We start from the raw sequence: 13,448 nt of genomic DNA, 5'->3' as shown, positions 1-13,448 counted from the left end.
CGTGAGTGACACCCCATTCGGATTCGGCCTTCCGCCGGAGGAGCCGGACGACGGCGACGAGGGCAAGAAGAAGGACCAGCAGAGCGGTGGTGGTCAGGGACCGGCCAACCCGTTCGGTTTCGGCGGCCTGCCCGGAGCCGGTGGCTTCGGCCAAGGCCCCGGTGGCCCTGGCGGCCCCGGTGCGGACAATCCGTTCGCAGCCATGTTCGGGTCGCTGAACCCCACCGACCTGGGCGCCGCGTTCCAGCAGCTTGGCCAGATGCTCTCCTACGAGGGCGGCCCGGTGAACTGGGACATGGCCAAGCAGATCGCCCGCCAGACGGTCTCCCAGGGCAGTCCCGACGGCACCAAGGACGCCAGCGTCGGCCCCGCCGACCGCAAGGGCGTCGAGGAAGCCGTCCGCCTGGCCGACCTGTGGCTCGACGACGCCACGTCCCTGCCCTCCGGCGCCGCCTCCGCGGTGGCCTGGAGCCGCGCGGAGTGGGTCGAGGCCACCCTGCCCGCCTGGAAGGAGCTCGTCGACCCGGTGGCCGAGCGCGTCGGCACCGCCATGGGCGACGTCCTGCCGGAAGAGATGCAGGCCATGGCCGGCCCGCTGATCGGCATGATGCGCTCGATGGGCGGCGCCATGTTCGGCACGCAGATCGGGCAGGCCGTCGGCGTGCTCGCCGGCGAGGTCGTCGGCTCGTCCGACATCGGCCTGCCGCTCGGCCCGGCCGGCAAGGCCGCGCTGCTGCCGGTCAACGTCGAGACCTTCGGCAAGGACCTGAGCGTCCCCCAGGAGGAGGTGCGGCTGTACCTCGCCCTGCGCGAGGCCGCCCACCAGCGCCTCTTCGCGCACGTGCCGTGGCTGCGCTCGCACCTGTTCGGCGCGGTCGACGGCTACGCCCGCGGGATCAAGGTCGACACGGCAAAGCTGGAGGACGTGGTCGGCCAGTTCGACCCGCAGAACCCGGAGCAGCTGCAGGAGGCCCTCCAGCAGGGCATGTTCCAGCCGGAGGACACTCCCGAGCAGAAGGCCGCCCTGGCCCGTCTGGAGACGGCTCTGGCGCTCGTGGAGGGCTGGGTGGACGCGGTGGTCCACGCCGCCGCGAAGCCCCGCCTGGCGTCCGCAGACGCCCTGCGCGAGACGCTGCGCCGCCGCCGCGCCTCGGGTGGTCCTGCCGAGCAGACGTTCGCCACGCTGATCGGCTTGGAGCTGCGCCCGCGCCGTCTGCGGGACGCATCCCGTCTGTGGGCCTCGCTCACGGACGCGCGCGGGGTCGACGGCCGGGACGCCCTGTGGCACCACCCGGACATGCTGCCCACCGCGACCGACCTGGACGATCCGGACGGCTTCGTGCACCGGGAGCAGATCGACTTCTCCGAGCTGGACAAGATGCTCGGCGAGGCGGCGGACAAGCCCGACCTGCGGAAGAAGAAGGACGACGGCGAGGACGAGGACACGGACAGGGGCGACGACGCCGGGTGAGCCTGTACGACGACGCGGTCCTCGTACTGAAGGGGTACGAGGACCAGACGGAGCTGCGCCAGGCCTATCTGGATCACCTGGCGGACCATCCGGACGGCCTGTGGAAGGCCTGCCATGCGGGCCACATCACGGCGAGCGCCCTGGTGATCGATCCCGAGGGCGGCCGGGTGCTCCTGACCCTGCACAAGAAGCTCCGGAAATGGCTGCAGATGGGCGGCCACTGCGAGCCGGGCGACGCCACCCTGTCCGATGCGGCGCTGCGTGAGGCGACGGAGGAGTCGGGGGTCCCCGGGCTCACGTTGCTGCCGGGCGGCCCGGTGCGCCTGGACCGGCATCCGATCCCGCCGCCGTGTCACTGCCACTTCGACGTCCAGTACGCGGTCGAGGCACCCCCGGACGCGGCGCACGCGATCAGCGACGAATCACTCGACGTGCGCTGGTTCGGATACGACGAGGTGCCGGACGTGGCGGACGAGTCGGTGGTCCGCCTTCTGGAGGCGACCCGCGCGAGGCTGGCGGTCTGACCGCTTGTAAGGGGCGGCCGCATGAGTCGGCCGCCCCTTACATCCGATCCTGACGGTGGGCCGCGCCCCGTTCAGAGGCGTGGGGAACTGCGCGACCAGCCCCGGAGAGCCCGCAGCCTCAGTGAGACCGCACACCCCCGAACCCTTCGGCCGCCCCGCGGAGCGTTCAGCTCCAGACGTTGCCCTGGTTCTGCCCCCGCGCTCCCTGCTGGCCCATGCCGTACTGTGCGGCGAGCCCCGAGCCGATCTGGGCGTTCTGCGGCGGCAGCAGCTCACTCGGCTGGACCAGTGCGTGGCCGCTGCCCATGAAGCTCAGCTCCCAGCCCTCACCCGTGCTGCCGCGGCGCCTCCACACCCCGGAGGAGTGCGTCTGGGCCTGCATCTGCACCCTCAGGCTCGTCGACCAGGCGACGATCGCGTCGGCGTCGCAGTTGACGTACTTGTCCGGCGTCACCTGCAGCAGCAGCGGCATACCGGAGGTCATCAGGGCGACCTTGCCCCGTCCCGAGATGTTGAGCTGGTACTTCCCGGAGCCGGAGATGCCGTACAGGCTGTCGACGGCGATGACCTCGTGGTGCAGGGAGGAGTCCATCGCCAGCACGTAGCTGCTGTCGACGGTGAGGCCGTCCTGGTCCACCTCCATGACGTGGACGTGCTGCTTGAGGTTGGCGAGGTAGACCGTGCCCTGCCCGTGGCAGCGCATGAGGTCCAGTCCCTCCCCGGTCTGCGCACGCGCGCGGGACTGCTGGTTGCTCTGGAACTCGGCGTCGAACTCGACGAGGCCCTGGTAGGCGACCATGGTGCCCTTGCGGGCCAGGACGTCGTCGTGGCCCTCCAGGGCGACGCGCAGCATCTGCTTGTTCTGCAGACTCCAGCGTTCCTGGGTCTGCTGCTCGTTGTAGGCGAAAATCGGGCTCTGCATGACTGTGGCTCCCCCTCAGCCCCGGAACCGGAGGCGGTCGGTGCTGTCCTCGCTGGGCTGGACGACGACGATGCCCTGACCGGAGAAGGCCATCTGGTAGGCCTCGCCGCTGCCGCGGCCGATCAGCGACTGCGCCCGGAAGCTGCGCTTGCCCTTCACCTTGAGGTTCGGCGACCAGGCGACGAGCGCGTCGGGGTCGACGTAGGTCTCGTCCTCACCGCCTCCGCAGTCGACGACGATGGGCTTGCCCCGGGAGGTCAGCGCGACCCAGCCCTGCCCGGAGATCTTGGTGTTCCACAGGCCCTGCCCGGCGAACTTCGCCAGGCCTTTGACCCGCTCTACGCCCCATGTCAGATGGGCGTCGAAGGCGAGCAGATTGGTGGCGTTGACCGAGATCCCGTCACCGTTGAGGTTGATGACGACGACGTTCGCCCCGTAGTCGGCGAGGTAGAGCAGGCCGTCGCCGGAGCACTTCATCAGGGGCGCGCCCTCACCGGTGAGCCAGTCCTTGGCGATCTGGCGCACGGCCGGCGGGTTGGGCTCGTACTGCACGAACCCCTCGTAGGCGACCATCGACCCCACGCGCGCGAGGAGGTCGTTGCCCGTCTGCATGGCGACCTTGAGCATGTGGTTGCCGTGGTTCTCCATGCGGGCGGTGACGGGGGCGGGGGCGTGGCCCGCGAGTTGCTGTGTCATGACGGGCTCCCTCAGACCTCGTACGGCTGGACGACGATGAAGTTGCCGGGCGCTCCCCGGAACTGGAGGTTGACGCTCTCCCCCGTGTCGCCGGGGTAGGCGTTGCGGCGCATGCGCACCTGGCTGGAGACGACGACCTGGGCGGCGGCCGACCAGGCGACCACGGCGTTGCAGTCGGCGAACGTGGTGGGCGTGACGGGCAGGACCACGGGCGTGCCGTGCGTCTTCACGACGATGGTGCCGGTGCCCTGGAACTGCATGGTGAACAGCGCGCCGCCGGGGATGCCGTGGCCCTCGATGCGTCGTACCTCGTAGGTGAGGCTCTCGTCGAAGGCGAGGACGTTCTCGGCGGAGACGCAGACGGCATCACCCTGCAGTTCGAGGGGGTGCAGCATGGTCGAGTTCTCGGCGAGGAACACCTGCCCCTGCCCCGTGCAGCGCATCAGCTGCATCTCCTGGCCGGTCGCGTTGCCGACGATCCGGCCGGAGAACCCGGCGCCCTTGTAGCTGAAGTCGACCTTGCCCTGGTAGAGCACCATGCTGCCCTGCCGGGCCAGTACCGGCTGTCCGCCGATGCCGAGGTCGACGCGGACGAGCTTCTTGTTCTGCTGCGTCCAGCGCTGTCCGGTGGGGGTCTCCTTGAACTGCTGGAGTGCGGCCGAGACACCGGGGCCCTGGACGGCGCCTTGCGGAGCGCCCTGTGGAGCAGCGTGGGGTGCCTGTCCGTAGGGCGGCTGCTGGCCGTAGCCGGGGGGCGGCGTGGGCTGGCCATACCCCGGGGGCGGTGTGGGCTGGCCGTATCCGGGAGCCGGGGCGTGGGGCGCCTGCGGCGCATGTGGTGCCTGGGGCTGGCCGTAGCCGGGAGGCGGCGGGGCCGTCTGGCCGGGAACCTGGCCGTGGTGTGGCGGCTGCTGGCCCGGCTGGCCGTACGGTGCCGGCGCCGGAGCGGGAGGCGGCACCGGCGAGCCACCGGGCGGGGTGTGCAGGGGCGCGACGATGGTCGGCGCGGCGTGCACCTGGGATGCGGGGGCCGGAGCCGGCGGCGGCGTGTGGCCGGGCGGCGGTGCGAAGCCCTGCGCGGCGGGCTGGGGCGTGGGAGCCGGGGGCGCCGACTGGGCGGGAGGCGCGGTGGGTTCCTGAGCGGCCGGGACTCCGAACGCGGGCGGGGCGAAGGCGGGTGCGCCTCCGGCCTGCGGCTGCTGCGGGGCGGGCGCGGGCGCCTCCTCCTCGGCGACCTCGCCGCCGAAGTTCTTCAGCAGCGCGTCCAGGCCTCCGTCGAAGCCCTGGCCGACGGCGGCGAACCGCCAGACGTCCTTGAGGTAGAAGTCGCCCAGCATCACGGCCCGTTCGGTGGAGAACTCCGAGCCGTTGAAGGAGTAGCGCGCCACCTCCTCGCCGCCCGCGACGATGCGGATGTACCCGGAGGCGATCTGCGACATCTGTCCGGCGCCGTCGATCGTCGCCGTGAAGGACAGCTTCTGGATCTGCGAAGGGATCCGGTCGAGCGTCACCCGGAAGGACTCCGTGTCGCCCGCCTGGGCGCCCAGGAGCTGAATGGACTCCTCGGGGGACTTCGGCTGGTTGAAGAAGACGAAGTACCGGTCGTCCGAGAGCCGTTCGTCGGCGTCGAGGCCGAAGCAGCTGATGTCGAAGCTCAGTCCGGGGCCGGTGATCTGTACACCTACGTACAGATCTGTGCCCGCCGTGAGATCACTGATCCTGGCCTTGTGGCCGCGTTGGAATTCCCTGGCCATGCGTAACGACCGTCCCCCATCCAGAACGTGAGTGCGTCGCGCCAGGCTAACGGCAAACTCGGACACCGGACGAGGTCGGTACAGAGCCGGTACACAACGCCCGCACGTCCGTATCGGCTGTTCGCTCACGGAAAGCGGTCGGTCACCCGGCCGGGCTCCCGTCCCGCGCTCCGGGCACATGGGGCAACCGCTCGGCGGCGACCACGCCTTCGAGGTATCCCCGGGCCCGTTCCGTGCGCGGATAGGCCTTGAGGAGTTCCCAGAAGCGAGGCCCGTGCCCCGGAACGAGCAGATGCGCGAGTTCGTGGACGAGGACATAGTCGACGACGTACTCGGGCATGCCCTGGAGGCGGTGCGAGAGGCGGATGCTGCCCTCGGAGGGGGTGCAGGAGCCCCAGCGCGTGTTCTGGTTGGTCACCCAGCGCACCGACGCTGGCCGGGCCCGGCCCTCGAAGTACTGGTCCGAAAGACGCCGGGCCCGCTCGGTCAGCTCGGTGTCGCCGAGGGCCCGTTTGCTCTCCTGGGCGGCCAGCTTGTCGAGCATGACGGTCACCCAGCGCTGCTCCTCCGCCTCGGACATCCGGGCGGGGATGAGCACCACGGTGCGATCGCCCTCGCGGTACGCGGAGACGGTTCTGCGTCGGCGGGTACTCCTGCGGACCTCGATCGCGCTCGCCCTCGAGCCGCTCGGCGGCTGGCTCGTCGTGCTGCGCTGTGCGGTTCCGGCGCGGTGCGGTGGGTCGGCGGGCACGCCCCGACGTTACCCGCTGCACCCGGGGAAGTCCCGACTCCGGGACGCTTCGGTGCCGCCGCTCCACCGGCCGCCGGATTTGTACGACCCGGTGTGTACCACCGGCGGGCACAACCCGGCGTTTGCGACCGGTGGGTTGTGCCCGGCGTTGTACACCGGCTGATGCGGCCCGGCGTGTACAAGCGGCGGGTACGGCCCAGCGGGCAAAACTGACGGGTCCGGCCCCGCTGCCGGCTCGGTGCGGCACGGGCGCCGGATCCGGGCCGCACCGGCGCCTGCTCCGCGCGGCACAGGCGCCCGCATTCCTAGGCGTCGGTCGCCCGATTGGTACGACCAGTACGACGAATACCCACACCTGTGGACAACTTTCGGCAGCGAGCGGCGGGGTTGGGCATGCTGGATCTCGTCGGCGAAGCGACGGCGGGGCCGGTCCGGGACCAGGGGCCGTGTCCGCGCTGGGGACCGTCGGCGCACGGGGACGATCTACGACGTACGGGGGCCTGTCATGCATCCGATGGTGAAACCCGCGCTCAAGCGCGGCTGGCGCGACCTCAAAACCGTGCAATTCGGGATGACACCGGCGCATGCGATGACGCTCGGCCCGATGGACCTGGCGACGGGCAGCTTCCTGGACCTGCTGAACGGCACGCGCGGACTGGAGCTGCTGCGCGACGAGGGACGCCGCATGGATCTGCCCGACGGTCATGTCGACAGACTGATGCAGGGGCTTGCGCGGGCCGGGCTGCTGGACGACGCCCGCGGCGGCGGGCCGGCCGCCGACGCCCTGCGGAAGAAGCAGGGTGTCCTCGACCGGCTGCGTCCCGACCTGGCCTCCCTCTCCCTGACGGCCTCGGCCCCGGGCGACGCCATCGGGCGGCTGGCCGCGCGGCGCTCCCAGCGCGTGCAGGTCCGAGGGGCGGGCCGGGTGGGTGCCGTGCTGGCCTCGCTGCTGGCCGCGGCGGGCGTGGGCGGGGTGGATGTGATGGACGGCGGCTGTGTGGAGCCGTGGGACGTCGCGCCCGGCGGCCACCCCGCGGACGCCGTCGGCGACCGCAGGGACGAATCGGCCCGTCGTGCCGTGCGCAGAGCGGCCCCGGACCGGCCGCCGCGCCGCCCGGCGGCAGAGGCGCCTCCCGAGGAAGGCGACCCGGGATTCTCACTGGTGGTTCTCGCGCCGCGGGACGATGTCGCCGTGTACGCGCCCGACCCGGCCCTCGCCGAGCCGCTGATGGCCGCCGGGACGCCCCATCTGTACGCCGGCGTCGTGGAGGGCACCGGCATCGTCGGGCCCCTCGTGCTCCCCGGAGAGACGGGATGTGCGGGATGTCTCCACGAGCGCCGCGCCGATCTTGACGCGGCCTGGCCGCGTCTGGTCGCCCAATGGCGCTCCGGCAGGCAGCGGCAGGTCCCGCCGTGCGACCTGACACTGGCCACGACCGTGGCCGGGCTGGCGGCCGCCCACGCGCTCACGTTCCTGGACGGCCGGGCCTCCTCCAGCGCCGGGGCACGGTGGGAGTGCTCCGTCCCTGGTCTCCAGTGGCGTGCGCGGCCGGTCCGGGTGCATCCGCAGTGCCCGTGTGCGGCGTCGGAGAGAGGAAATGGGGAGCACCTCTCGGAGGACGGGGGGTCGCACGAGACAATGGCTGTGCAACGGCCGTCGGAGCAGTGCCGTGAGGCAGAGGCGGAGCGGCCGGCTGGGACTTGGAGGGCGCATGTCTGATCTTCCCCGGAAGGCGGTTACCCGGACCGCCAAGCTCGCCGCGCTCCCGCTCGGCATCGCCGGGCGGGCGACCTGGGGATTCGGCAAGCGGATCGTCGGCGAGTCCGCCGAGCTCGTCGGCCGCGAACTGCAACAGCGCACGGCTGAGCAGCTGTTCAAGGTGCTCGGTGAGCTCAAGGGCGGCGCGATGAAGTTCGGCCAGGCCCTGTCCGTCTTCGAGTCGGCGCTGCCGGAGGAGGTGGCGGGTCCCTACCGGGCCGCGCTGACCAAGCTCCAGGAGGCGGCGCCGCCCATGCCGACCCGGACCGTGCACGCGGTGCTGGAGGAGCGGCTCGGCGAGGGCTGGCACGAGCTGTTCCTCGAGTTCGAGGACAAGCCCGCCGCTGCGGCCTCGATCGGCCAGGTCCACCGGGGGGTGTGGCACGACGGTCGCGAGGTGGCGGTCAAGGTGCAGTACCCGGGCGCCGGCGAGGCCCTGCTGTCGGATCTGAACCAGCTGAGCCGCTTTTCGCGCCTGCTCGGTCCGCTGATCCCCGGCATGGACATCAAGCCCTTGATCGCGGAGCTGAAGGACCGCGTCTCGGAGGAGCTGGACTACGGCCTGGAGGCCCAGGCCCAGCAGGCCCACGCGGAGGAGTTCACGGACGACCCGGACGTGGTCGTGCCGCAGGTGGTCCACCAGTCCGACCAGGTCCTGGTGACCGAGTGGATCGACGGCGTCCCGCTGTCGGAGATCATCTCGGACGGCACCCAGGAACAACGCGACCGTGCCGGGCAGCTTCTGGCCCGCTTCCTCTTCTCCGGCCCCGCCCGCACGGGGCTGCTGCACGCCGATCCCCATCCAGGCAACTTCCGGCTTCTGCCGGGCGGCCCGGAGGGTGAGGACGACTGGCGCCTCGGTGTGCTGGACTTCGGCACGGTCGACCGGCTCCCGGGGGGCCTGCCGGCCACCATCGGCGAGTCGCTGCGGATGACCCTCGACGGGGAGGCGGAGGCGGTCTACGAACTCCTCTGTGCGGAAGGGTTCGTCAAGGAGACCATAGAGCTGGACCCGGACGCCGTCATGGACTACCTGCTGCCGATCATCGAGCCGGCCCAGGTCGAGGAGTTCACCTTCACCCGCGGCTGGATGCGCAGTCAGGCGGCACGGGTCGCCGACCCCCGCTCCCCTGCCTACCAGCTCGGCAAGCAGCTCAACCTTCCCCCGTCCTACCTGCTGATCCACCGGGTGACGCTGAGCACGATCGGTGTGCTGTGCCAGCTGGGCGCGACGGTGCGGCTGCGGGAGGAACTGGAGGAGTGGCTGCCGGGGTTCGTGCCGGAGGACCCGGCCGACGGCGAGGAGGCGGTGGCGCAGGCGTGAGTCCCGGTCGCGGGGTTCACCACCAGCCCGAGTCCAGGCGCCCCTCGATGGACCGGAGGTTCTCCCGGGAGCACGTCTCGCAGAAGTGGCGACGGGTGCCGTCCTCCACGGAGTAGGTCCAGGTGAGGGGCGGGCCTTCGCTCAGAACCTCGGCCGATGTGCCGCAGCGGGCGCAGACGAAGAGCCGCGGCTTGGCGGCGGACCCGTCGTCATCGCGCCCTGATGGACTCGTCATCGCTGCCTCCTGAAGGACGCCTCATCCGGCGACGATATCCCCACGCCCGGCAACATGCTGGGCACAACGCCCTGTGCTCCCTCGTCGCCCGGTACCGGCTCGACCGGGACCCGCTCCTTCTCGCAGTCGGGCACAGGGCCCGGCAATCGGCGCCCCGGTTCGGCGGCCACCCTGCGTCCACCGGTCGGTACAACGCGCGCCCGGGTCAGTCGGTGCAACGCACCGCGGGGGCCGGTCCGTTCGGCACGGATCGGCCCCCGCGGCGGAGAGCTCGGCGGCGGCAACCCGGCTTTCCGGGCCGGGAAGCCCCGCTTCAGGTGTGGCGGATCACTGCATGACCGCCATGGCGAGCGCACGCCGGGCACGCAGCGAGGCGCGCTCCGCCCTGCGTTGCATGCGGCGGGCGGCCGCCAGGCGCACGGCCAGGCGATCCCGCTCCGCTTCCTGCAGTCGGTCGCGCATATGTGCGCGAGCCATGGCTTCTGGGATGAGTTGCATCTCTCGGGTCCTGTTCTGACGCGAGTCCTTCGCGCCGCTGATGGTGAAGTCTTGGGTTGCGGAGCCGGCGGGCTCGTAAGTGGACGGCTTCATCGGGGCCTGCTTCTGGGGGTCGTGCGTGAGGGGGCGGTCGATCGTTCCTGCGGTGTTCATGCCGTGACCGGGTTCTTGCGCGGGCGACCACGCGGCCGCTTCCGGGCGACGACGACACCCTGGACGAACAGCTCGCCACCCCAGACGCCCCAGGGCTCACGCCGCTCCTTGGCGCCGGCGAGGCAGGCCTCGACCAGCGGGCAGGTGCGGCAGAGGGACTTTGCGTACTCGACGTCCGCGGGCGACTCGGCGAAGAAGACCTCCGGGTCGTAGGAACGGCACGGGACGGGTACGCCGAGGTTCTCGATGGCGTCGTCGAGCGCGGTGAGCGCGGTGAGCGGGGTCAAGGCGGGGTCCTCCGTGGAGCCGGGCTTGGGGATCGTGTCGGAAGGCGGTACGGACGGGGCGTGCGCTTCGAGTTGCACGGTTCGTCTTCCTCGTCTGCTCGTGCCGGCCTGTTGGCCGAGGGGTGGTGGTACCGGGTTCTTTTCTTGTCCCGAGGCTCCTTCGGTCTGTCATCCCTGTTCAGGGACAAACAGAAGGGCCGCGGATCCCGGATGGGGTTCCGCGGCCCTGAAGGCGCCGGCCTGATCGATGTTCAGGCTGGATCACTCCAGGGTTCTGGCCCACGGAAGGCCCACATCTGGTGGTGCTGCGTCGTCTGCTTCCGGAATCCGGCACCGGTCGCCGTAAAGGCATAGGCCTGTGCCTGTGCCGTTACTGCCGCTTCCAGTGCCTTGGTCGGTCGCTCATTGCGCTCACGAACGGGAAGGCCCGCGGGAGCAACGGAGGAGGACGCCGGACGGACGGCACGAATGCCGGACAGACCGGTGCCCAGGTTCGAAACGCCGAGCATGCACGCGGAGACGGCCGAGCGATCGGTCATTTTCACGATGCTGACGGAGCTGGTGTTGATGCTGATCACTGGACTCGCCTCCTCTCGGCGTCTCGGGGGACTGGATGAACCAGTCCGACGGATATGCAAGTACAACACGGAATCAGGGCCTCCGAGAAGGCCGCTGTTCTCGTGCCTAAGAACCTATGGGGATTGCTGGGGCATGCGCAAACTATTTTTTCGACGAGTTCGTGTCAGTCCTGATCCGTGCTCTCCACGTCCGACTGGCCTGCGCAGATGGCCAGTACGTCGGCTCCGTAGCGGGTGAGCTTGCGCATCCCGACGCCCGGGATGCGGGCGAGCTCACGCTCGTCGTCGGGGGCCGACTCGGCGATCGCCATCAGAGTCCTGTCCGTGAACACGCAAAAAGCGGGCTGGCCGCTGCTGCGTGCCTGGTCAGCGCGCCACTCGCGCAGCCGCTCGTAGAGGCCCTCGTTCATGTCGGAGGGGCAGTCGTCGCAGCGCATCAGCTTCATCTCGCCGGGGTCGGTCAGCGTGCGGCCGCAGACCCGGCAGCGGGCGGGAACTCGCTGAGCCCGCCTCGGGGCGGAACCCCTGGTTCCGGGGATTCCACGCTCGATTCCGCCCACCCCTCCGGCGGTGGCGCGCCCCGTGGTGGTCGTCGAGCCGGGGCGCAGTCCGTCGAGGAAACGGCTGGGACGGCGGTTGGGGCGGCCGCCGGGTGAGCGGGAGAGCGCCCAGGAGACATGGAGGTGCTCGCGAGCTCGGGTGACACCGACATAGAGGAGGCGGCGCTCCTCCTCGATCTGCTCGTCGGTCTTCGCGTAGGTGATCGGCATCATGCCCTCGGCCACACCCACCAGGAAGACGACATCCCACTCCAGACCCTTGGCCGAGTGCAGGGAGGCGAGGGTGACGCCCTGCACGGTGGGGGCGTGCTGGGCATTCGCCCGTTCGTCGAGTTCGGCGACGAGGTCCGCCAAGGTGGCGCCCGGCTTGGCGGCGGCGAAGTCCTGGGCGAGGTTCACCAGGGCGGCCAGGGACTCCCAGCGCTCCCTGACCGCACCCGAGCCGGCCGGTGGCTGTGGCGTCCAGCCCTCTCCCGACAGCACGGCACGCACCTGGGAGGGGAGGTCGACGGCGTCGTCGAGAAGGGAGTCGTTGCCGCCGAAGCGGGCCGCGCCGCGCAGGGCGATGCCCGCCTTGCGTACTTCCGGACGGTCGAAGAACCGCTCGGCGCCGCGCAGCTGGTAGGGCACGGCGGCGTCGGCGAGGGCCTGCTCATAGGTCTCGGACTGCGCGTTCGTGCGGAACAGGACGGCGATCTCGGAGGCCGGGACCCCCGAGTCGATGAGCTCGCGGATGCGGCGGGCCGCGCCTTCCGCCTCGGCGGGTTCGTCGGTGTACTCGGTGTAGACCGGCTCGGGCCCCGCGGCGCGCTGGGAGACGAGCTCCAGGCGGTGGTCGGCGGCCCGCCCCCGGGCCTGGGCGAGCAAGCCGTTGGCGAGATGGACGACCTGGGGGGTGGAGCGGTAGTCACGGACGAGCTTGACGACGGTGGCACCGGGGTGGCGGGTGCGGAAGTCGAGCAGGTGGTCCGGGGTCGCTCCGGTGAAGGAGTAGATCGTCTGGCTGGCGTCCCCGACCACGCACAGGCTGTCCCGTTCGCCCAGCCACAGTTCGAGCAGGCGCTGCTGGAGGGGGCTGACGTCCTGGTACTCGTCGACCACGAAGTGCTGGTACTGGGCGCGGATCTGCTCCGCGATGTCGTGCCGGTCCTGGAGGACGGCCACGGTCAGCAGCAGCACGTCCTCGAAATCGATGACGGACCGCTCGCGCTTGACGTCCTCGTAGGCGGCGTAGAGCTGGGCGATCTCGGCCGGGTCGCGAGGTGACTCCCGGCCCGCCTTGGCCGCGGCGGGCGCGTAGTCGGCGGGGACGGTCTGGGTGACCTTGGACCATTCGATCTCGGCGGTGACGTCCCGCAGCTCGCCGCGGTCGAGCCGGATGCGGCAGGCGGCCGCCGCGTCGGCGACGAGCTGGATCTTGCGGTCGACGAGCCGGGGCATGGAGCCACCGACCGCTTTCGGCCAGAAGTACTGAAGCTGGCGCAGCGCCGCCGAGTGGAACGTACGGGCCTGGACGCCGGCGGCGCCGAGCTGGCGCAGCCGGCCGCGCATCTCCCCGGCGGCGCGGTTGGTGAAGGTGACGGCGAGGACGCTGGAGGGGTGCAGGATGCCCGCGCGCACTCCGTAGGCGATGCGGTGGGTGATCGCCCGGGTCTTGCCCGTGCCGGCACCCGCCAGGACGCACACCGGACCGTGCAGGGCCGTGGCCACCTCGCGCTGCTCGGGGTCGAGCCCCTCGAGCACGGCGTCGGCGGAGTCCGGTACCTGCGGGAACAGGGTGGAGTGCGTTGCTGCTGTCACACGGCCATGCTGCCAGGTCGCGCGAGACGGCAGCGCCGGTTGTCCACAGGCGGGCACTGATAGTCGTACGAATGCGGCAGGCGTCACGTCGGGCCGGGCCCCGGGCCCGGGAATGGCGGACCTTTCACATACGTTC

General features: G+C 71.1%; 13 protein-coding genes. 4 read left to right on the top strand and 9 right to left on the bottom strand.

The window, feature by feature from the left end:
- Position 1: 1 nt before the first annotated feature.
- Together ACIQU3_RS18305 and ACIQU3_RS18300 are read left to right on the top strand one after the other, a co-directional pair.
- Positions 2-1,471 carry a zinc-dependent metalloprotease gene (locus ACIQU3_RS18305; RefSeq protein WP_403740556.1) on the top strand — a complete coding sequence of 490 codons (1,470 nt, stop codon included), beginning with the start codon at positions 2-4 and terminating at the stop codon, positions 1,469-1,471.
- Positions 1,468-1,995 carry an NUDIX hydrolase gene (locus ACIQU3_RS18300; RefSeq protein ID WP_403926274.1) on the top strand — a complete coding sequence of 176 codons (528 nt, stop codon included), beginning with the start codon at positions 1,468-1,470 and terminating at the stop codon, positions 1,993-1,995. Before ACIQU3_RS18305 ends, ACIQU3_RS18300 begins: the two co-directional genes overlap by 4 nt.
- Before the next feature lie 166 nt (positions 1,996-2,161).
- Here the strand turns inward: ACIQU3_RS18300 and ACIQU3_RS18295 are convergent, their stop codons facing one another.
- From ACIQU3_RS18295 to ACIQU3_RS18280, 4 genes are all read right to left on the bottom strand, one after another.
- A complete protein-coding gene (locus tag ACIQU3_RS18295) occupies positions 2,162-2,917 on the bottom strand; it encodes an AIM24 family protein (RefSeq protein ID WP_403740547.1) in 756 nt (251 codons plus the stop codon).
- 15 nt (positions 2,918-2,932) lie between these two features.
- On the bottom strand, positions 2,933-3,613 hold the full coding sequence (locus ACIQU3_RS18290; RefSeq protein WP_234845832.1) for an AIM24 family protein: 681 nt from the start codon (positions 3,611-3,613) through the stop codon (positions 2,933-2,935).
- 11 nt (positions 3,614-3,624) lie between these two features.
- On the bottom strand, positions 3,625-5,367 hold the full coding sequence (locus tag ACIQU3_RS18285; RefSeq protein WP_403926271.1) for a TerD family protein: 1,743 nt from the start codon (positions 5,365-5,367) through the stop codon (positions 3,625-3,627).
- A gap of 142 nt (positions 5,368-5,509) precedes the next feature.
- Positions 5,510-6,118: a M48 family metallopeptidase gene (locus ACIQU3_RS18280; protein ID WP_403926269.1), complete on the bottom strand. Its 609-nt coding sequence runs from the start codon at positions 6,116-6,118 to the stop codon at positions 5,510-5,512.
- Positions 6,119-6,623: 505 nt separating this feature from the next.
- Here ACIQU3_RS18280 and ACIQU3_RS18275 point away from each other — a divergent pair.
- Together ACIQU3_RS18275 and ACIQU3_RS18270 are read left to right on the top strand one after the other, a co-directional pair.
- Positions 6,624-7,838 carry a TOMM precursor leader peptide-binding protein gene (locus ACIQU3_RS18275; protein WP_403926265.1) on the top strand — a complete coding sequence of 405 codons (1,215 nt, stop codon included), beginning with the start codon at positions 6,624-6,626 and terminating at the stop codon, positions 7,836-7,838.
- A complete protein-coding gene (locus tag ACIQU3_RS18270) occupies positions 7,831-9,201 on the top strand; it encodes an ABC1 kinase family protein (protein ID WP_403926262.1) in 1,371 nt (456 codons plus the stop codon). The genes ACIQU3_RS18275 and ACIQU3_RS18270 overlap by 8 nt, the downstream gene beginning before the upstream one ends.
- Before the next feature lie 16 nt (positions 9,202-9,217).
- Here ACIQU3_RS18270 and ACIQU3_RS18265 read toward each other — a convergent pair whose 3' ends face one another.
- The 5 genes from ACIQU3_RS18265 to ACIQU3_RS18245 all read right to left on the bottom strand — a co-directional run bounded on the left by ACIQU3_RS18265 (position 9,218) and on the right by ACIQU3_RS18245 (position 13,369).
- Complete coding sequence (locus ACIQU3_RS18265) at positions 9,218-9,436, bottom strand: hypothetical protein (protein ID WP_403926259.1); 219 nt, start codon at positions 9,434-9,436, stop codon at positions 9,218-9,220.
- A 327-nt stretch (positions 9,437-9,763) separates the two neighbouring features.
- On the bottom strand, positions 9,764-10,087 hold the full coding sequence (locus tag ACIQU3_RS18260; protein WP_366711912.1) for a hypothetical protein: 324 nt from the start codon (positions 10,085-10,087) through the stop codon (positions 9,764-9,766).
- Positions 10,084-10,452 carry a WhiB family transcriptional regulator gene (locus ACIQU3_RS18255; protein WP_033313877.1) on the bottom strand — a complete coding sequence of 123 codons (369 nt, stop codon included), beginning with the start codon at positions 10,450-10,452 and terminating at the stop codon, positions 10,084-10,086. Before ACIQU3_RS18255 ends, ACIQU3_RS18260 begins: the two co-directional genes overlap by 4 nt.
- A 173-nt stretch (positions 10,453-10,625) precedes the next feature.
- Entirely contained in the window at positions 10,626-10,952 is a 327-nt protein-coding gene (locus ACIQU3_RS18250) for a hypothetical protein (protein ID WP_234850634.1), read from the bottom strand.
- Positions 10,953-11,116: 164 nt separating this feature from the next.
- Entirely contained in the window at positions 11,117-13,369 is a 2,253-nt protein-coding gene (locus ACIQU3_RS18245; RefSeq protein ID WP_403926257.1) for an ATP-dependent DNA helicase UvrD2, read from the bottom strand.
- Between the last annotated feature and the right edge of the window lie 79 nt (positions 13,370-13,448).

Source organism: Streptomyces sp. NPDC101110, from assembly GCF_044759525.1.
Taxonomy (GTDB): Bacteria; Actinomycetota; Actinomycetes; order Streptomycetales; family Streptomycetaceae; genus Streptomyces.
This window is presented reverse-complemented; position numbering and strand designations above follow the sequence as displayed.